Below are 19,369 nucleotides of genomic sequence, written 5' to 3'. Positions count from 1 at the left end.
ATCAAAACTTTTGGGTCTCCAAAAGATAAATATGCGTGTGCGAGATAATTCACTTACGAGATAATTTTAGAGTCTGGGTTATGTATGTAATTTGCCCCAAATTTAAGAATAGATGTCAAAAATTCAGGAAGAATTAAGTTTTTCTCTCAAACTACTAAAACAGGAATGGGAAGAAGATCTAAGCCAGTATAAAAAGAAGTTTTTATATACCTCAATTTCAGAAAAGAAGGAAGAGGGTGTTTGCTGGTATCCTGTCCAACTCAAAAAAACCAAAACCGGATTTGGTGAACGGTTGATTGTTGAGTTGGTGAGATTCGATTCCAAACAATCCCATGTTTTCCAATCAGGAAAATCAGTTTCCATCTTTTCCAATCACGATAGACACCAATCCCAGGATAACAGGATCAATGGTGTGATCAATCAGGTCAAAAAAGACATCATGGTCGTCACCTTGCAGGTAGATGAAATCCCCGATTGGATGAATTCCGGGAAGATGGGAATTGACCTGCTTTTTGATGAGGCAAGTTACCGTGAAATGGAATCGACCTTGAAAGCCGTTATCAAATCTGAAAAGGGAAGATTGGGTGAGTTGAAACATATTTTATTGGGTGATAAAGATCCTGAAATCAAACAAACTGATAATGTTCAAAATGACCAACTGAACAGTAGCCAAAATACGGCATTGAATCTGGTCAGGAATGCCAAGGATGTAGCCATCATCCATGGTCCTCCCGGGACAGGTAAGACGACGACTTTGGTAGCGGCCATCTTACAGACTTTGGAATCTGCGAAACAGGTATTGGTCTGTGCCCCGAGTAATGCCGCAGTAGATCTCTTGGTCGAAAAACTGATAGCCCAAAATATCACTACACTGCGGATTGGCCATCCTGCCAGGGTGGAGGATCATATTTTGTCCCAGACTTTGGATGCCAAAATTGCCAATCATGATAGCTACAAAGATTTGAAGCGGCTCAAAAAATCTGCTGAGGAGTATAGAAAGTTGGGACAGAAATACAAGAGAAGTTTTGGTCCCGAAGAAAGGATGCAGAAAAAGAGACTTTTTGATGAAGCAAGTAGGCTGAAATCAGATGCAGAAAGTCTGCAGGATTACATTACCTATGATATTTTCCAACAGACCCAAGTAATTGCATCCACCTTGGTGGGAGCTTCAAATTCAGCTTTAAAGGGGATGAGTTTTCCTGTTGTATTTATTGATGAGGCGGCACAGGGATTGGAAGCCGCCACATGGATTCCCATCCAAAAAGCCCAAAAAGTAGTGATGGCAGGCGACCATTGTCAATTGCCACCGACCATCAAATCCTACGAAGCTTCCAAAAGCGGATTAAGCGAAACCTTATTCGAAAAGGTGATCAAAAGAAAACCTGCAGCTTCACAGATGCTGAGTTTGCAGTACAGAATGCCTGAACTGATTATGGGCTTTTCAGGAAAATATTTCTACAAGAATGGATTGATTGCAGCGGACAATACGCTTGAACATAAACTGGCAGATGATGAACCTGTCCTGGAGTTTATCGATACCGCAGGGAGTGGATTTGCGGAACAACAGGAGGAAGAATCCCTGAGTACTTTTAATTTGGAGGAAGCCAGGTTTGCTTTGCGATACCTGGAAAACCTGATCAAGCTAACCGGTATCGCCAAGATCAAAACCAATGCATGGAATATCGGCCTGATTGCCCCATATAGGGCCCAGGTGAGGAGGTTCAATGAATTGGTTTTTGATTCCTTTGAATTTCCAAATCTGCGCTCATTTTCAGATTTGTTGACCATTGATTCCATAGATGGATTTCAGGGGCAGGAGCGGGATATCATTGTCATAAGTTTGGTCAGGTCCAATAGTTCCGGAGAAATCGGATTCTTGGCAGATACCAGAAGGATGAATGTGGCCCTTACCCGTGCAAAAAGAAAACTGATCGTCATAGGTGACAGTGCCACTTTAAGCAACCACCCTTTCTATGCTGCATTTTTGGATTATGTTGATGGGAATGATTGTTATAAAAGTGTTTATGAGTTTTTGGATGGGGGGTAGTGATATGAAATTTCCGGATAATATAAAAATGTAAGAGATGTAAAACAACGTTGGGTGGTGATTGGGTGTATTTTGCAACTACACACTTTTATCCTTGCCAATTTGTAATTGAAAAATTCCATCACTCACCAGAATCTATTTAAGTAATTCTCCTTCACCAGTCTAACCCATATATTTTAGTGTTTATGCCAGAAAGCTTTTCTAGTTTTTTTGTTTCTTGTTGTCGGATTTTCTTTGGGATTTCAGTTTTTGGACCTGTTGTCGGGCCATCTCCAAGGTGACTGGAGACTGCTTGGATAGCTGTTCCAAACCTAACCTGGCTCTTTCCTGAAACGATATGGTATAGTTCATGATTTATTGGGTTTGGCATTTTCACAAAGATAGAAATATTGATAGATAGTAAAAAATTCAGTTTTTCTGTAGGGTTATTACTTCTTAATAACTAAATGTGTTTCTCCAAACTGGAATTACTCCCGACTACTGTACGGGATCCAAGGAAAGACTGGTGTAGATACAATCTACACCTAGCACCTACGTTAAACTTCGCTCAGAAATAGTTAATTTTCCCTAGCCTTACTCCCCAACCCCTCAAAATAAGCATAATTAAGATAGCTCAGCACATCGCCAAAAATCTCTGTAGCGGCTACCATATCTTTGGGTATTTCCCTTCCCCGTAATTTGGCCAAAAGCAATCCGTAGATCGCATTGAGGCAGATTTGGATTTCGTTTCCCGGAGAATTTTCACCTGCCTCAAGTACCAATTGAATGATATGTGGTTTGGCTTTTTGGTAAATATTGAAATAGGTGTTATCAGTTTTCAACAATTGCCAATGTAATTTGGCCAGAAGGTCCACCATTTGCTGCACGGATTTTAAATGGCCACTGTCCTTGATATTTTCATTTGCCATGGAATCTGCAAGTCCAGCGAACCATTGAAAAGTTTCTTCCTTCTCTTCATCAGAAATCGGATAATGTGAAATGACATATTGCTTTGCCTCCTGCATGTTAAACTGGTAAGCCCTTAATAGGTCTTCCATTTGGTACATGTAGATGATAAATTCCCCGATGTTTTTGGCTTTTTTCTTTTCAGCAATGGCCTTCATTTCAATGATTTTTGATGATGGTGTAAAGAAAATAAGAAAGGTTTGTTTTTAACAACAAAATTGAAAAATGCGTACATTTAAAAAACTCAAATCCAATGAAAATCGAAGAAGTCGAAATTGAAAACATTTCAGGAAGCCAGTTTATTAAGATACCTGAAAATTTTAAAATAGATGATAATTAGGTTTACCTTAAGAAAATGGGGAACTCAATTTTCATTATTCCTTTTCATAATCCTTGGGGATCCTTAATTGAGGGTGTAAAACTTTTTACTGAAGATTTTATGGAAGAAAGGAACCAACCAAGCTTGGATAATTAGATCAAATAATTCTTTTAGTTTGATTTTTTAAATAAAACATTTTGGTCCTTCCTTCTCTTCATATACTTATATAACCCACAAATTTATCTATTTTTGCGCCCAGAATGAATATGCAAAGAATTAGGAATTTCTGTATTATCGCCCATATTGATCATGGGAAAAGTACACTCGCAGATCGTCTTCTTGAATTTACCCATACGGTAAGTGGCAGGGAGATGCAAAATCAATTATTGGACAACATGGACTTGGAGCGTGAGCGTGGCATCACCATCAAGTCCCATGCAATCCAGATGAAATACATGTATAAAGGGGAGGAGTATACCCTCAACCTGATAGATACCCCAGGACATGTGGATTTTTCTTATGAGGTTTCCAGGTCCATCGCCGCTTGTGAAGGGGCTTTGTTGATTGTGGATGCTTCCCAGGGCGTGGAAGCCCAGACCATATCCAACTTGTATTTGGCCATAGGCCATGATCTTGAAATCATCCCTGTTTTAAATAAAATAGACCTTCCCGGTGCCGAACCCGAAGTAGTGGCTGATGAGGTCATTGACCTTATCGGCTGCGATAGGGAAGATATTGTATTGGCCTCCGGCAAAGAGGGCATTGGTATTGAAGATATCCTAAATGCAGTCGTGGAACGTATCCCGGCTCCAAAAGGAGACCCCAACGAACCGCTTCAGGCCATGATTTTTGACTCGGTTTATAATCCATTTAGAGGGGTTGAAGTTATTTTCCGGATTTTCAACGGCAGTATGAACAAGGGAGACAGAATCAAATTTGTCAATACCAATAAAGAATACTTCGCAGATGAAATCGGTATTTTGGGAATGAACCAAATCCCTCAACAGACCATGTCCGCAGGAAATGTAGGATACCTTATCTCCGGGATCAAAGTGGCCAAAGAGGTCAAAGTCGGTGATACCATTACACATGTCAAAAATCCTTGTACCATAATGGTGAAAGGTTTTGAGAATGTGAAGCCGATGGTTTTTGCGGGGATTTATCCTGTGGATACCACTGAATTTGAAGAATTGAGGGCTTCCATGGAAAAACTCCAACTGAACGATGCTTCATTGGTATGGGAACCTGAAACTTCTGCCGCTTTGGGATTTGGTTTCCGCTGCGGATTTTTGGGAATGCTGCACATGGAGATCATTCAGGAGCGCTTGGAACGTGAATTCAACATGACTGTCATCACCACGGTGCCTTCAGTTCAGTTCAAGGCTCTGATGAACAACAATGAGTACAAATTGGTCAACGCCCCCTCTGATATGCCCGAACCTACTTTGTTCAAACATATTGAAGAGCCGTTTGTGAAAGCTACTATCATCACTGCATCGGAATTTGTCGGTCCAGTGATCCAATTATGTATGGATAAAAGAGGATTGATCAAAAACCAGGTTTACCTGACATCTGACCGTGTTGAATTGTCCTTTGATATGCCATTGGCAGAAATTGTTTTTGATTTTTTTGACCGACTTAAAACCATCTCAAGAGGATATGCTTCTTTGGATTATGAAATGATCGGTTTCAAACAATCCCATATGGTGCGTTTGGATGTGATGCTCAATGGTGAAATTGTAGATGCATTATCTGCTATTGTACACAGGGATAAAGCATACGAATGGGGAAAAAGACTTTGCGAAAAACTGAAGGAATTGGTTCCGAGACAGATGTTTGAGATTGCAATCCAAGCAGCAATAGGAGCCAAAATCATAGCGAGGGAAACAGTAAAAGCCATGCGTAAAAATGTGCTGGCCAAATGCTACGGTGGTGATATTTCGAGAAAGCGTAAACTTTTGGAAAAGCAGAAAAAAGGAAAGAAACGTATGAGGCAAGTAGGCAATGTCGAGATTCCTCAGGAGGCCTTCATGGCAGTGTTGAAATTGGATTAATCGCTTTCTTAACTTCAACATTCAACATTCATCATTCGAAATTCATCATTAAAAATTTTGAATAATGAACAAGGAACATCGAATGATGAATAATGAAGTTTTGGGTATCATTCAAACTTAGAATTTCGATAAAATTATAAGGGTTGAATTTTTGGAAACGGGAGGAAAGTTTGAATTTAAATAATATTTAGTTTATATAATTAGTTTTAAATTTTAAACCATTTTCATCATGTCAGGAGAATTCAATTTAGAGGATAGGTTAATTGATTTTGCAGTTGATATCATTCATTTATCAGAAACTGTTGTTAATACCAAAGCCGGAAATCATTTGTCCAGTCAATTATTGAGGTCAGGAACTTCACCTGCATTGAATTATGGTGAAGCTCAAAGTGGTGAATCAAGAAAGGATTTTATCCATAAGATTAAAGTGGTTTTAAAAGAACTTAGAGAAACACTGGTTTGCTTAAAGATAATATTTAGAGCAAAACTCTACACTGAGGAAGTTTTAATTCAAAAAGTTCTAAAGGAATCTAATGAGTTGGTTTCAATATTTGTGAAAAGTGTTGATACCGCCCAAAAAAATAGTAATTAAAGGAATAGAATTCCCAAAAGCCTCGTAAATCAAAAATCGTAATTCGTAAATCAATGATTATTATCGACGGAAAAAAAACCTCAGAAGAAATAAAAACTGAAATCGCACAGCGTGTGGCCGAGATTAAGGTGGAAGGAGGAAAAACGCCTCACTTGGCGGCAATCCTGGTTGGAAGTGACGGGGCAAGTCAGACTTATGTGGGGGCTAAGGTGAAATCCTGCGAACAGGTTGGGTTTGAGTCTACCTTAGTAAGGTTGGAGGAATCGGTGTCTGAAGAAGACCTGTTGAAAGTGGTGGAAGAGATTAATCAAAATCCTGGGATTGATGGTTTGATTGTCCAATTGCCGCTTCCCAAGCATATTTCTGTAGAAAAAGTAACCAATAAAATCAAGCCTCAAAAGGATGTGGATGGCTTTACTCCTGCCAATGTGGGAAGGATGACATTGGGTTGGTCGGCTTATGTGGCAGCTACCCCATATGGAATAGTTGAGTTGTTGAAAAGATATAAAATAGAAACTTCCGGCAAACACTGCGTGGTCATTGGAAGAAGCCATATAGTAGGTTCTCCTATGAGTATTTTGATGGCAAGGAATGAATATCCCGGAAACTGTACGGTAACCCTGACCCACAGCAGAACAAAGAATCTTCCCGAGATTGCCAAGACTGCCGATATATTAATTGTCGCCTTGGGAAAACCTGAGTTTGTAACTGCGGATATGGTCAAAGAAGGTGCTGTGGTCATTGATGTGGGAATACACAGGATTGAAGATTCCAGCAAAAAATCAGGATTTCGGCTGATAGGGGATGTAAAGTTTGATGAGGTTTCCAAAAAAGCTTCCGCCATTACACCTGTTCCGGGTGGTGTGGGCCCTATGACCATTGCTTCTTTGTTGTACAATACTTTGTTGGCTGCTGAGAAGAAGGTGTTTGGTTAAAAATTCATGCCATGACTCAAAGTCATGGCATGAATCTCCTTCCCAAGTCATGGCATGAGGACTAGGCAAGATCCTCAGATAAAATCAACGATAAATTACGCCATATCACTTGCAGGGAAAGGTTTTGATTTCTACTTTTGCTGACCCTAAAAGCGCACGTGGTGAAACTGGTAGACACGCCACTTTGAGGGGGTGGTGCCCTTACGGGTGTGGAAGTTCGAATCTTCTCGTGCGCACATTAAGCCTCGGAAATCCGGGGCTTTTTCTTTTTTCCAGCCTCCTAAAAAAATCACCTTTGATTCGTTTTTCTTTTTATATACTTTTCATTTTACTTAATTGAAAATATATGATTCAGAGAGTTACTCTATTATCTTTCTTATTGATATTGATTGTCGATGTAAGTTTTGCCCAAACAGCCCAATTTCCAATAGTTCAAGGTTTTGGAGGGATTTATGAAATCCCCGAAGCTTCGGAAAGCCCCGATCCGAATGGAAATTATAAGATCATCATAGATTTGGTATCCGCCAGCGAAGATCCAAAACAGATCAATAGAATGGTGGATAATATTGCAAGGATGATTAATTTACATGGCATTGCAGGTGTTCCAAGAGAAAATATAAAAGTCAAAGTTGCTGTTCATGGAGGAGCGATTTTCAGTATCCTGAATGATAGCTTTTATGAAAAATTATATGGAATAAAAAATCCGAATTTGCCTGTATATGAGGCTTTAAAAGATGTCGGTGTTGAGTTCTATATCTGTGGGCAGTCTTTGATCGCAAGGGAAATGAATACAACGGATGTTTGGGATGGTGCGGAGATTGCCTTGTCCATGTTGACTACTTTGACCACCTATGTTCCACAGGGATATATGCTATTGCGATTTTAAAGATCTAATTCCAACTGAACTGGTAAATGTCTGAAAGACTTTCTGTGCAAAGGTGTTAAACCCATTTTGATGATCCCTTCTCTATGGGTTTTGGTAGGATAGCCCACATTATTTTCCCAACCATATCCCGGATAGGTTTTCGCAAATTCAGACATCAAATTGTCTCTGTAAACTTTTGCTATAATCGAAGCGGCGGCAATGCAGGCAAACTTTCCGTCTCCTTTGATAATACAGTCAAATGGAATGTCCAGATCGGTCTTAAACCTATTTCCGTCGATAAGAAGATGTTGTGGGATCACATCCAGTTTTTTCACTGCCCGGGTCATGGCCAAAAATGAAGCATTGAGAATATTGATTTTGTCAATCTCTTCTACGCTTGCCTCTGCGATAGACCAGGCAAGTGCCGAAACTTTGATTTCTTCTGCAAGTATTTCCCGATCTTGTTTTCTGAGTTGTTTGGAGTCATTGATAAACTCATTGGCATAATCCCCGGGTAAAATAACCGCTGCAGCCACCACGGGACCACAAAGGCAGCCACGACCTACTTCATCACAGCCAGCTTCTAACCTATCGTATTCTAAATTCTGCCTCAGCATCTTCTGCCGTTCTTCTTTCTGATTTGTAATATTTATGTATCATTTCAGCAACCAATCCTGTCCAACCCGTCTGATGGGAAGCACCAAGTCCAGTGCCGTTGTCTCCATGAAAATATTCATAAAAGAGAATATGGTCCTTGAAATGTGGGTCTTCCTGCATTTTGAGGTTTGTGCCATACATGGGTCTGTGACCGTTTTCGTCTTTCAGGAATAATTTGATACACCTCAAGGATAATTCCCTTGCGATTATATCCATGGTAACATAGTTTCCGGAACCGGTCGGATATTCTATCGAAAATTCCCCTCCGTAATAATAATCAAATTTCCTGAGTGATTCGATGATTAAATGATTAATGGGAAACCAGATAGGACCACGCCAGTTGGAATTTCCTCCAAACATCATGGTATCGGATTCCCCAGGTGTATATTCCACGCTCAACACATCACCGTTGATACGGAGAGTATAGGGCTTCTTTTCATGGAATTTGGAAAGTGAACGGATTCCGTAATCGCTTAAAAACTCTTCAGAATCAAGCATTTTATTGAGGATACTTTTCATCCTATGGCCTCTCAATAAGGCAAAGAGCCTTCTTTTTTCATATCCCGGCTGTATCCAACTTGACACCAATGCTGCCAATTTTGGTTTTTCCTTTAGGAAGAAATCCAGTCTTTCTTTGAATTCGGGAAGACTGTCAAACAGTTCCACCCGAATTGATTCCACCGCAAACAACGGAATGATTCCGACTATTGATTTGAGCTTCATCACCTTTGGGTCTTTGCCCGGCAGGTGAAAGACATCGAAGAAAAAGTTTTCCTCATCATTCCAAAGACTGATGTTTTCCCCTGAGATATTGCTCATGGCACCTGCTATGTAAAGGAAATGCTCCAGAAATTTGGTGGCGGTATATTGATAGGTTTTGTTGAACTCGCAAAGGTCAAGAGCTATCCGCATCATGTTCAGGGAAAACATCGCCATCCAGGATGTGGCATCAGCTTGTTCCAGCTTTCCTTTGTACTTATGGGCATGGGACCTGTCAATGACAGAGATATTGTCCAGACCCAAAAAACCCCCTTCAAAAATATTTTTTCCCTCACTGTCTTTTTGATTGACCCACCAGGTAAAGTTAATCATGAGTTTGTGAAATGCCCTTTCAAGAAATTCCTGGTCGCCTTTATCTCCGTTCATTTTTTTGTCAATCTGATAGACACGCTGTACGGCATAGGCATGGACAGGAGGATTGACATCATTGAAGTTCCATTCATAAGCAGGTATCTGCCCATTTGGATGCATATAAGATTCATTTAAGAACAATACCAATTGTCCTTTGGCAAAGTCAGGGTCTAGCCTTGAAATCGGAATGCAATGGAAAGCTGAATCCCATACTGCATACCAGGGATATTCCCATTTGTCCGGCATGGAAATGATGTCCTGATTGTACAGGTGTCTCCAATCACTGTTTCTTCCTTTTTTCCGCTCTTTCGGAGGTGAATACCTCCCCGGATCTCCTTCCAACCAGCGATCTACATTGTAGTAATAAAATTGCTTGCCCCACATCATGCCTGCATATGCCTGCCTTTGGATGTTCCGCATGTCATCATCCTTGACCCGATCCTGCAATTCAGCATAAAATTCATCTGCCTCTTTCTTCCTTTCGGCCATTATCTGTTCGCAGGATTCAATTGCCGCCTCAGTTTTTTGATGCGTCATCCTTAGCATTACTTTTTGAGAACTACCTGCGGGAATGGTCAATTTGTAAATGGCTGCTGCTTTTGTGCCAAAATTATTAGGATTCAGGTGTCTTGAATAACGGCTTACCACATAATCATTGATCGCATCTTTCAGATACATTTTCTCATTGGGAATGCTGTAGAGTTTTTCCCTGTTGGTCTCATTGTCACAAAATTTGAATTCCGGATTACCATCAAAATCAAAAAAGTAATTCCCATTTTGAGGCGAGAAGGCTTTAATGGTATTTTCTCCGTGTAGAGAAATTTTTGGCATAAAAGGTTCATGTCCTGTAAACCAGGTTTTTCGGAACCAAATGGTAGGCATTACCCAGATTTCAGCATCTTCGGGGCCTCGATTATGAATAGTTGCGAAGGCTGCAATGTCATCTACATCATTTTTAGCATACTCCAGAAAAATGTCAAAGTATTCATCTTTATCAAAAATACCCGTGTCAATCAGTTCAAACTCGGGGTCTGTTTTGGTTCTTTTTCTGTTTTCTTCTAAAAGCTGCTTATATGGATATTCATTTTGAGGATACTTATAAAGCATCTTCATATAACTGTGTGTGGGTGTTGAGTCAAGGTAATAATACAGTTCCTTGACATCTTCACCATGATTGCCCTGATGTCCGGTCAAACCAAACAGTCTTTCTTTTATCATGGGGTCTTTCCCATTCCAAAATGCCCAGGCCAGGCAAATGTTTTGCTTGTAATCAGAAACACCCCCGATTCCTTCCTCTCCCCACCTATAAGCTTTACTTCGGGCATCTTCGTGGGTAACATTATCCCATGCAGCACCATTTGGACTATAGTCTTCCCTTACTGTTCCCCACTGCCGTTCTGTCAGATAAGGTCCCCATTTTTTCCAATGTTTTTTCCCCTCCCGATCTTCCTGAAGCCTTTGTTGTTCTATATTCATTTAAATCTGATCCAAATAATCCATCCCGAATTTACCCATTTTTATCACAGTTGGTATTCTTCGGATAATACTTCCATAAAATTTTCAATTATGTTTTTTCCGCAATCGATTTAATTGTCAGGAATTGATTCTTTTGGATTAATTGATTTATCATTTTTCAAAATTAAAAAATACCTGACGAAGGTTAAACCTTGTAACCGATAGAATGTTATAAAAAACACTGATTTTTCTTAAAACTCTAATGGAGGGATTTAAGGTATAAAATGAATTAATTAAGATAGAAAATGGCAAATGATGTAAATAAAAAAATATAAGGTAGGGTGTTAAGGTAACTGAAATGATGGCGGAAAACCACTTGATTTTAAATTAAATTATCTTGTCAAAACCCTATTTCGAAGTTTTGGAATGTTAGACTTTTTTAATTTATTGGGACTGGACATTCCATTTATAATTCCGAAAAATTTTTCTTCAAAACTGTCAACCCATGCCTTTGTAGAAGTAGGAATGAAAATTCCTGAATCGAGATAAGTTTCCATTTCACGGAAATTAAAGTTGTCTGATATTATTCCTGCCCCGGATAGTTTGGCGTCAATGGCATTGCAGGCCTGTTCCAAATGCCCCTTTACAGGTATCATCATCACTGGCTTGCCCAAATACATCGCTTCACATACAGATTCAAACCCGGCAGTGGTAATCAGACCCTTGCATTGTGACATTTTATCCAGAAACAACCGATCGTTCAACTGGTGAAAGATCAGGTTCTTCAATGGACTGTAAATATCCGGAGCCCCTTTTTTATCCCAAAAAGCCTCAATTTTAATCTCAGGATATTTTTTTGCAAAATGGAGGATTTCATCACTATATCCGGGATTGACCATATAGGTAAGGTAGAAATCACCTTTGGTCGGAGTCATGCCCCTTATTTCTTTGCGGAGTAGGGGAGGCAGGACAATGGTATTTCCGTTTTGTGTTGGTTCAAGAGGTCTGAATGAAAGTGCAAAGTCCAATTCTGATCCAAATGCTGTGATTTTGGTATTGAGCTGGAATAATAATTTTTGGAGGATGTTTCCATTGGGATATGGAAATTCCGGATGGTTTATGAGGTATTGATGTCCAATTGTCCAAAACCTGCACTCAGGTTGAAAAAGCATATTGTAAAGACCTCCCAAAAGGTCATAGAAATTGAGTATGACATCAGGCCGGTGTGCTGTGACTAGCCGGTGTATTTGTTTAAGACTTTTCCGGAACTGATGGGTTTTGGCAAAGTTGTGGGAAATTGTTTTGCCCAGTTTGATGCCCTTGTGGTCTTTATCCGTTACAAAATTCGGGCTGTCAAAAAGGTGGATTGGCGCCTTGATCTTAGAAGCAAAGAAAACGGGGATTTCCCTTCTCTGACTTCTGCCTACACATACTGCACAGACCTCGTGCCCGCCTCTTTCAAGTATTTGTGACAGGGAAATTGCCTGGGTCATGTGACCTCTTCCCTCACCTTGGACAATCAACAAAAACTTCATTTCAGCGCAGAAAATTGGGGAAATTCAGTTCTTCAGGTGGTTTTGTGAATGCAACAGTCTTAAAATCCTTAAGTGTTTCTAAGACAAAGGTTTTTTCAGAGGCCATCTTTTTAAAATTGATTTCATTATAATAAATCAATTGCCAGGTGCCATCATGGTCTTCGGCCAAAGCGCTCATTGTTTCTACCCAATCACCGGAATTAAGGTAGGTGATTCCGTTGATGTCCCTGTTTTCTGCTTTGTGGATGTGTCCACAGATTATGCCATCACAGCCCCTTGCCTTTGCCACTTTGGCCAATTCCTCTTCATATTGATCTATATATGAGACAGCGGACTTTACTTTTCCCTTGATAAATTGACTCAGTGAATAATAAGGCAAGCCCCTTTTTCTTCTATGATAATTTACCAACCGGTTCAACCATAGCAAAAAAGTATATCCGACATCGCCCAAGTATGCAATCCATCGAAGGTTTGTGGTGATGCTGTCAAAAATATCACCATGTGTGATAAAGAATTTTTTTCCATTACTCTCATATATCATGTCGGTCAGTACAGAAAGATTACCAATCTGAATGGGTAAAATCTGATCCAAAAAGTCATCATGATTGCCTCGTAGGTAATACACCTTGGTGTTGTCCCTTTCGATCATTTTGAGCATCCTGTTGAAAAACCTGGTGTGTTTTCTTTTCCAGGATCCTGATCTGCGTAGTTGCCAACCATCTATGATGTCCCCGTTAAGTATCAGGTTTTCACAGGTATATTGTTTCAAAAAATGGGCAACTTCTTTTGCTTTTGCTCCCTTAGTACCTAGATGTACATCAGAGATGACGATAGTTTTGAAATGGGTTTTCAAGTCTGTCAGTTTTATTTGCAATATATGGGTGGTGCAAAAACTAATGATGAAAAGGATATTATGAAAAAGATAAGTTTTTTAAAATTTAGTTCGGAATTGTGAAGAAATAGTTAACAGACTGTTAAAAACCCTCATCACTAGGTTAAGGGCAGGTTAATGTCCGCCCTTTTGGTCAGGAACGGTGAGGAAATAAAAAGATAGTCAATCTGCTAAACAAGTTTTTTCCGTAATTCTCTTTGACTTAAGTCTGAATATAACCAACTTCGGGACATGTTCAGCGTATTGAACAACAGTGTGTTTTCTAGATAGTATGAAAAAGTTATTAATTCCCTTTTTATTTTTTGTGGTTTTATCCTCCTGTCATCAGGATGATAAAGATCCGGAAGTCAATATTCTTGGATATTGGCATTTGGTAGAAATGACAAACTCTCTTACCCATAATACTTCTAATGAAGAAGCTGTTGATTTTTCTGAAAAATACATATTCAATGATGATGGGACTTTTATTAAACTCACAAATAAAATAAAAGAGAATGGAAAATTGCTGACTGTTCCCGAACAGGCATTGGGAGTTTATGAGATGATTCCTTCTGACAACTCCGTCTTTTTATACGAACTCATCCTTACTTTTGACACGAATCTTGCCTTGGTAGCCAATTGCGGTGAAGGCAATCAGGAATTCATGTATATCAATAATTCTAAAAAGCTCACCAATTTCACATGGGCTGCCTGTGACGGACCGGGGTTTATTTATTCCAAAAAATAATCAATCATTTTTAAGCATTGAATATCAATTTGAAGGTTGTTCCTTCCCCCAATTTAGACCTAACCTGAATATTTCCTTTGTGCCTGCGCATGATCTGCTTTGACAGACTCAGGCCTATTCCTGAACCTTTCTTTTTTGTAGTAAAAAATGGAATAAATATTTTGGGCAATGCATCCTCTTCGATTCCCCTTCCGCTGTCGGTCACTTCCAGGATTATTTTCCCGGCTTCATCTATAAATGCATCAAGTGAAATGATCCTGCTAACTGTGTCCTCTACCGCATGGACAGCATTTTGTATCAGATTGATCAAAACCTGTTCGATTAAAGTCTGATCACCAAAAAGAATCAGGTCTTCAGGTTCGATGTGTTTTTTGAACTGTATCAGATTGGAGTCGAACTGATGTTGCATTAAGGTTTCCAGTTGGTCAAAAAGTACTTTGAGTCTGATTGTTTGGAATTTTGGTGTCGGGATATGGGCAAGACTTCTGAAATCACTCACAAAATTGATCATGCCCTCACTCCTTTTTTCGATGGTGCTGATGGCCATCAAATAGTCTTCAAGGTCACTTGGGTTGACAGGTTCATTGATGCCAATCTTGGATTCTATATCACCTTTCACAGTAGATGCCAATGAGGAAATTGGAGCGATGCTGTTCATGATTTCATGGGTCAGGACCCGGACCAGGTTCTGCCATGCCTCCATTTCCTTTTCTTCCAACTCACTTTGAATATTCTGAAGCGATACCAATTTGAATTTTGTATCCCTTAGAACCAGTTCAATCACATAAACTGAAAGCTGCATGATGCCATCAGGGTGGGCAATTTTGATCAGTTCACTTCCGCCTGTCCTGAGGGAATGAATGGCATGATGAAGTTCCTTATTGATTTTTTCAACCTCCGTGATATTGGCGAGTTGAAGAATATTGAGCATCCTTTTGGCAGCGGTATTGACAATCTGTACTTTGCCTTCTTCATCAAATGTGATTAAGCCGATACTCAGGTGTTGAAAGACCGAGCGAAAATATTGGTAATTAGCTTCTTTTTCGGCCTGATCTTCCAAAAGCTTTGCCAAAATGGCATTGAATTCAATATGTAGATCATCTGTTTCCGTACCATCAAATTTGACAGGATATACATTGGTGTAATTGTCCTGCTTGATGTTGTCCAGGAATTGCCTGACTTTTTTGAATGAACTTTCTGCATATCCAAGGAAAAATACAATCTGGGCCAGAATCAAAATAATAAACAGGGATATGGCAAATACCCCTGCTCCATTAAGAATAAAATAGGCAAGCAGAAAAAGTGAAATCGCAAGGAGAATGATTCTTCCTAATAAGCCAACCTTATAATCCATATTTTTCCAATCTTCTATAAAGGGAGGCCCTTGTCAATCCCAATTCTTTGGCTGCTTTGGAGATGTTGCCCCCGTTCTTGTCAATTGCTTTTTGTATATAGTTTTTTTCTACCTCATCCAGGTTGAATGTGTTTGGCACAGCAGCTTTTTCATTGGAAGGCTTTGCCGAAAGAAAAAAGAAATCCCTACTATCCAAAAAATCACCCTCAGCCATGATGATAGCTCTTTCTATGGCATGTTGCAATTCCCTGATATTACCGGGCCAATTGTATTTTTGAAGCAGTTGCATGGCGTTAGGCGTAAATCCTTTGAAATCCTTCCGGTATTTATGTGAATAGCTTTTCAGGAAATGATTGGCCAACAGAGGGATATCATCCTGTCTTTCTCTTAGTGGTGGGAGGAATATTTCAACTGTATTGATCCGGTAGAGTAAATCCTGACGGAAAGTATTGTCCATGACCATTTCGTGGATATGCATATTTGTGGCACAGATCAACCTGATATCCACAGGAATGGATTTGTTGGTTCCGATCCTTGTCACTTCCCTTTTTTGCAGGACTGTCAATAGTTTTGATTGTAAAGGCATGCTGAGATTTCCTATTTCATCCAAAAACAAGGTTCCTTTATCTGCGATTTCAAATCTTCCTGCCCGGTCTTCTTTGGCATCAGTAAATGAACCCCTTTTGTGGCCAAATAACTCACTTTCAAACAAAGTCTCAGTAATTGCACCCATATCCACTCCGACAAATATATCATCCCTCCTATGAGACCTGTCATGGATGGCCCTTGCAATCAATTCTTTACCTGTTCCATTTTCTCCCAAAATCAGAATATTCGCATCTGTCGTGGCAACTTTGTCGATAATGGAAAAAATATTTTTCATAGAAGCGCTTTGTCCTATGATATCGGCATACGGCTTTTTGAGGTCAGATTGTAATTGTTTCTGTTTGGTTGAAAGCTTTTCGACCTGATCGTAACTTTCTTTCAGACGGGAAGCTGAGGTAAGCGTTGCGAGCAGTTTTTCGTTTTGCCAGGGTTTTAAGATAAAATCAGTTGCACCTTCTTTCAAGGCCTGAACGGCCATTTCAACATCTCCAAAAGCTGTTATCAGAATAACCACTGCTTTAGGATCTATTTCTTTTATTTGTTTGAGCCAATGAAACCCTTCCTTACCCGAAGTGGTGTCATCCGTGAAATTCATATCAAGCAAGATTACATCATAGCTGTTGTTGTTGATCAGGAAGGGAATTCTACGGGGATCTTTTTCGATAGTGACTTCTTTTGCATGTTTTTTTAACAACATTTTGGCAGCGAAGAGCAGGTCTTCATTGTCATCAATAATCAATATTTTTCCTAGTTGTTGATTTTCCATTGGTTTTGGATTTTTTGATATGATGTCTTAAGACAAAATGGTGCCATAATTCAAATGCCACTTCTTAAGTAGATATCACTATAAATATAATAAAAATATGTTCAATAATGAACATGTCCGTTTTAAAAACGGACATGCACTGACTCAATTACGGACAAGTTTTCAATCCAAAATGAAAAGTGTTACCTTTAAACCTTTAACAAAATAATTTGATATGTCAGTAGCAAGTAAAGGCGATGCCGTAAAAGTACATTACACAGGGAAATTAACAGACGGAACAGTATTTGATTCATCTGCAAATAGAGATCCTCTTGGGTTTACTTTGGGCGATGGAAATATGATCAAAGGATTTGATGCCGCAGTTTTTGGAATGGGAGTAGGTGAAGAAAAAAGTATCACCATTCCATGTGTTGAGGCTTATGGAGAAAAACGAGAGGACATGATGTTGGAAATTTCCAGAGAGCAGGTTCCTTCTCATATTAATCCTGAAATAGGAATGGAACTGTCACTTCAAAATCAGGCAGGACAGCCTGTGCCTGTGAAAGTTGCCCAAGTAGATCGCGAAAAAATCACCTTGGATGCCAATCATCCATTGGCAGGACAGGATTTGATTTTCGATATCAAATTGGTTGAAATTGCATAGAAATTTAATTATCTGCATTGAGGATAATATTTTAATTGCCTTTTCTTATTAGGTTTCCTGCCTCCCGCAGGCAGGGATGTAGGATGACCGATGACCGATGTTGGCGAGAATTATATTTACAACATTTAGATAGAGTAACGTCCTTACAGGAGAATTTAGATGATTAAAAGATCAATATTGCTTTGAATTACAGAAGACCATTGGGGATTTTTTCTCTGATGGTCTTTTTTTATCAGAATATTCCGTTTGCCGGAGTTTTAGATTTGTCAAATATCCATACCTGATTAGCATCATAAAAATGTATCTGATTTTGGTTTACCAAAATACCTTTGGCTTTGATTCCGGTAGGAATGTTGATTGATTCCACTTTCTCGGACTGAAAATTCAATAAAACAATTTTATCATCTTCCAGATAAATTAAATATCCTTTCCAAAATCCGAGTTTTTGAGTCGGTTTGGCCATCAGTTTTTTGATGAAGTTTCCTTGATTGTCAAGGATAAAAACTCCTTCATCCCTGATATTCAAAAACAGTAGATTTTGATATTCTTTGATATCAACTATTTCCAATGAGGAACGATCAATAATTAGGTTTAAAGGCTGATTTTGGATGATCCTGTTTCTAATGTAATCAAACTGCTTGAGAGATAAATCTGTCTCATCAAAAACCCAAATGATGTTGTTATTGCCCAATGTGGCAGCTTTGGCAAGATTGATAAGATCCATGGGAATCCTGTTTTCAGCAACAGGATTGATAAATCTGTCCAAAATCCTGTATTCCTGCAGATCAGCAGAAAATGTAAAAATATTAACAGTCCAAAAAGCTTCCAATTGACTTAAACTCCCCTGTCTTGGAGGGGAAAAATTATTCAGAAATTTTGCGTCTTTGCTGTATTGGTAGAGGTTTCCTTCTAAGTCGGCAAGGAATATGAATCCCTGATTATCCAGCGAAATTTTATCCAATCTGGGAAAATCAATTATTTTGGGAATTCCCCATCCATCCACCTGACCTGATAGGTGAAAGCTCAGAAAGAATAAGGACAATATGAGAATTTTGAATTTCAATTTTCAAATTTTTTGATTTCAAATGTTTTACCGTCAAATACACCATAAGTAAATTGGGTCACCCATTCACCCAAGTTAAAATATCTGGATGATTTGCCGACAGGTAGATCCAAAGGGAGGTGTCTATGGCCAAATATATAAAAATCAAAGTGCTGATTTTTTTCGATCTGCTTGCAATATGCCCAAATCCACTCATTTTCTCCCTTAAACTCATTGTCATTATTCTGTAAATTGGTAATCCTGCTGCTTTTTGACCATTTATGCGCTAAGCGAAGCCCAAGGTCCGGATGTAGCCATTTGAACAACCATTGACAGACGGGGTTTGTAAAAATCTTTTTAAGGATTTTGTATTGTCTGTCTCCCGGACCTAAACCATCACCATGTCCTATCAGAAATTTTTTACCCTCTACCATGACTTCAATGGGATGGTCAAAGACAGGAATTCCAAGTTCTTTCGTGAAATAGTCATCCATCCAAAGGTCATGATTGCCGGTGAAAAAGAAAACAGGGATATCTCTTTCCCTTAATTGCGCTATTTTACCGAGGAAACGGACAAAGCCCTTGGGAATGACTTTATCATATTCAAACCAAAAATCAAATATGTCACCTACAAGAAATATAGCCGCTGCATCATTTTGAATAGCATCCAGCCATTGGATGATTTTGTTTTCCCTAGACTTACTGCTTATTTGATCGGGTGCACCTAAATGGAAATCGGAAGCAAAAAAAATCTTCTTTTGGTGAAGTTTGATGTTCATATCATTTTGGGATTAAGCAAAGATA

Annotated in this window: 17 protein-coding genes and 1 tRNA gene; 8 read left to right on the top strand and 10 right to left on the bottom strand. The window is 39.2% G+C overall.

Going from position 1 to position 19,369, the window contains the following annotated elements; genetic code table 11:
• The first annotated feature begins 112 nt into the window (after positions 1-112).
• Positions 113-2,047 (top strand): AAA domain-containing protein, encoded by a 1,935-nt coding sequence (locus tag ACEW8O_RS10095; RefSeq protein WP_373494507.1) that lies wholly within the window; start codon positions 113-115, stop codon positions 2,045-2,047.
• A gap of 201 nt (positions 2,048-2,248) precedes the next feature.
• Here ACEW8O_RS10095 and ACEW8O_RS10090 read toward each other — a convergent pair whose 3' ends face one another.
• A complete protein-coding gene (locus ACEW8O_RS10090; protein ID WP_373494506.1) occupies positions 2,249-2,398 on the bottom strand; it encodes a hypothetical protein in 150 nt (49 codons plus the stop codon).
• Positions 2,399-2,604: 206 nt separating this feature from the next.
• Positions 2,605-3,150, bottom strand: coding sequence for a DUF4924 family protein (locus tag ACEW8O_RS10085; RefSeq protein ID WP_373494505.1), 546 nt, complete (start codon positions 3,148-3,150; stop codon positions 2,605-2,607).
• A 421-nt stretch (positions 3,151-3,571) separates the two neighbouring features.
• Here ACEW8O_RS10085 and lepA point away from each other — a divergent pair, with 421 nt between their 5' ends.
• The 5 genes from lepA to ACEW8O_RS10060 all read left to right on the top strand — a co-directional run bounded on the left by lepA (position 3,572) and on the right by ACEW8O_RS10060 (position 7,778).
• Positions 3,572-5,365 (top strand): translation elongation factor 4, encoded by a 1,794-nt coding sequence (gene lepA / locus ACEW8O_RS10080; RefSeq protein ID WP_373494504.1) that lies wholly within the window; start codon positions 3,572-3,574, stop codon positions 5,363-5,365.
• A 229-nt stretch (positions 5,366-5,594) separates the two neighbouring features.
• Entirely contained in the window at positions 5,595-5,957 is a 363-nt protein-coding gene (locus tag ACEW8O_RS10075) for a four helix bundle protein (RefSeq protein WP_373494503.1), read from the top strand.
• Between the two features lie 53 nt (positions 5,958-6,010).
• Complete coding sequence (locus tag ACEW8O_RS10070) at positions 6,011-6,892, top strand: bifunctional 5,10-methylenetetrahydrofolate dehydrogenase/5,10-methenyltetrahydrofolate cyclohydrolase (protein ID WP_373494502.1); 882 nt, start codon at positions 6,011-6,013, stop codon at positions 6,890-6,892.
• 152 nt (positions 6,893-7,044) lie between these two features.
• A tRNA-Leu gene (locus ACEW8O_RS10065) sits at positions 7,045-7,128 on the top strand.
• Positions 7,129-7,238: 110 nt separating this feature from the next.
• On the top strand, positions 7,239-7,778 hold the full coding sequence (locus ACEW8O_RS10060; protein WP_373494501.1) for a DsrE family protein: 540 nt from the start codon (positions 7,239-7,241) through the stop codon (positions 7,776-7,778).
• On the opposite strand, the gene ACEW8O_RS10055 is transcribed toward ACEW8O_RS10060, so the two are convergent.
• From ACEW8O_RS10055 to ACEW8O_RS10040, 4 genes are all read right to left on the bottom strand, one after another.
• On the bottom strand, positions 7,775-8,374 hold the full coding sequence (locus ACEW8O_RS10055; RefSeq protein WP_373494500.1) for a ribonuclease HII: 600 nt from the start codon (positions 8,372-8,374) through the stop codon (positions 7,775-7,777). The two genes, ACEW8O_RS10060 and ACEW8O_RS10055, sit on opposite strands and share 4 nt — an antisense overlap.
• Positions 8,346-11,021 (bottom strand): MGH1-like glycoside hydrolase domain-containing protein, encoded by a 2,676-nt coding sequence (locus ACEW8O_RS10050; protein ID WP_373494499.1) that lies wholly within the window; start codon positions 11,019-11,021, stop codon positions 8,346-8,348. The genes ACEW8O_RS10055 and ACEW8O_RS10050 overlap by 29 nt, the downstream gene beginning before the upstream one ends.
• A 371-nt stretch (positions 11,022-11,392) precedes the next feature.
• On the bottom strand, positions 11,393-12,535 hold the full coding sequence (locus ACEW8O_RS10045; RefSeq protein ID WP_373494498.1) for a glycosyltransferase family protein: 1,143 nt from the start codon (positions 12,533-12,535) through the stop codon (positions 11,393-11,395).
• Between the two features lies 1 nt (position 12,536).
• Positions 12,537-13,388, bottom strand: a complete 852-nt coding sequence (locus ACEW8O_RS10040) for a UDP-2,3-diacylglucosamine diphosphatase (protein WP_373494497.1) — start codon at positions 13,386-13,388, stop codon at positions 12,537-12,539.
• 310 nt (positions 13,389-13,698) lie between these two features.
• On the opposite strand from ACEW8O_RS10040, the gene ACEW8O_RS10035 reads away from it, so the two are divergent.
• Positions 13,699-14,154, top strand: a complete 456-nt coding sequence (locus ACEW8O_RS10035) for a hypothetical protein (protein WP_373494496.1) — start codon at positions 13,699-13,701, stop codon at positions 14,152-14,154.
• A 10-nt stretch (positions 14,155-14,164) separates the two neighbouring features.
• Here the strand turns inward: ACEW8O_RS10035 and ACEW8O_RS10030 are convergent, their stop codons facing one another.
• A complete protein-coding gene (locus ACEW8O_RS10030; protein WP_373494495.1) occupies positions 14,165-15,508 on the bottom strand; it encodes a PAS domain-containing sensor histidine kinase in 1,344 nt (447 codons plus the stop codon).
• The gene (locus ACEW8O_RS10025; protein WP_373494494.1) at positions 15,498-16,880 is read right to left on the bottom strand and encodes a sigma-54-dependent transcriptional regulator; all 1,383 of its coding nucleotides are present in this window, start codon (positions 16,878-16,880) and stop codon (positions 15,498-15,500) included. Before ACEW8O_RS10025 ends, ACEW8O_RS10030 begins: the two co-directional genes overlap by 11 nt.
• 214 nt (positions 16,881-17,094) lie before the next feature.
• On the opposite strand from ACEW8O_RS10025, the gene ACEW8O_RS10020 reads away from it, so the two are divergent.
• A complete protein-coding gene (locus ACEW8O_RS10020; RefSeq protein ID WP_373494493.1) occupies positions 17,095-17,523 on the top strand; it encodes a peptidylprolyl isomerase in 429 nt (142 codons plus the stop codon).
• A gap of 232 nt (positions 17,524-17,755) precedes the next feature.
• On the opposite strand, the gene ACEW8O_RS10015 is transcribed toward ACEW8O_RS10020, so the two are convergent.
• Together ACEW8O_RS10015 and ACEW8O_RS10010 are read right to left on the bottom strand one after the other, a co-directional pair.
• Positions 17,756-18,586, bottom strand: coding sequence for a hypothetical protein (locus ACEW8O_RS10015; RefSeq protein WP_373494492.1), 831 nt, complete (start codon positions 18,584-18,586; stop codon positions 17,756-17,758).
• Positions 18,583-19,344 carry a UDP-2,3-diacylglucosamine diphosphatase gene (locus ACEW8O_RS10010; RefSeq protein WP_373494491.1) on the bottom strand — a complete coding sequence of 254 codons (762 nt, stop codon included), beginning with the start codon at positions 19,342-19,344 and terminating at the stop codon, positions 18,583-18,585. Before ACEW8O_RS10010 ends, ACEW8O_RS10015 begins: the two co-directional genes overlap by 4 nt.
• Positions 19,345-19,369 lie beyond the last annotated feature (25 nt).

Origin of the sequence: Aquiflexum sp., from assembly GCF_041749095.1 — a bacterium.
In the GTDB taxonomy this organism is placed as follows: domain Bacteria; phylum Bacteroidota; class Bacteroidia; order Cytophagales; family Cyclobacteriaceae; genus Aquiflexum.
Note: the sequence above shows the minus strand (reverse complement) of the source record. Positions and strands in the feature narration are given on the sequence as shown.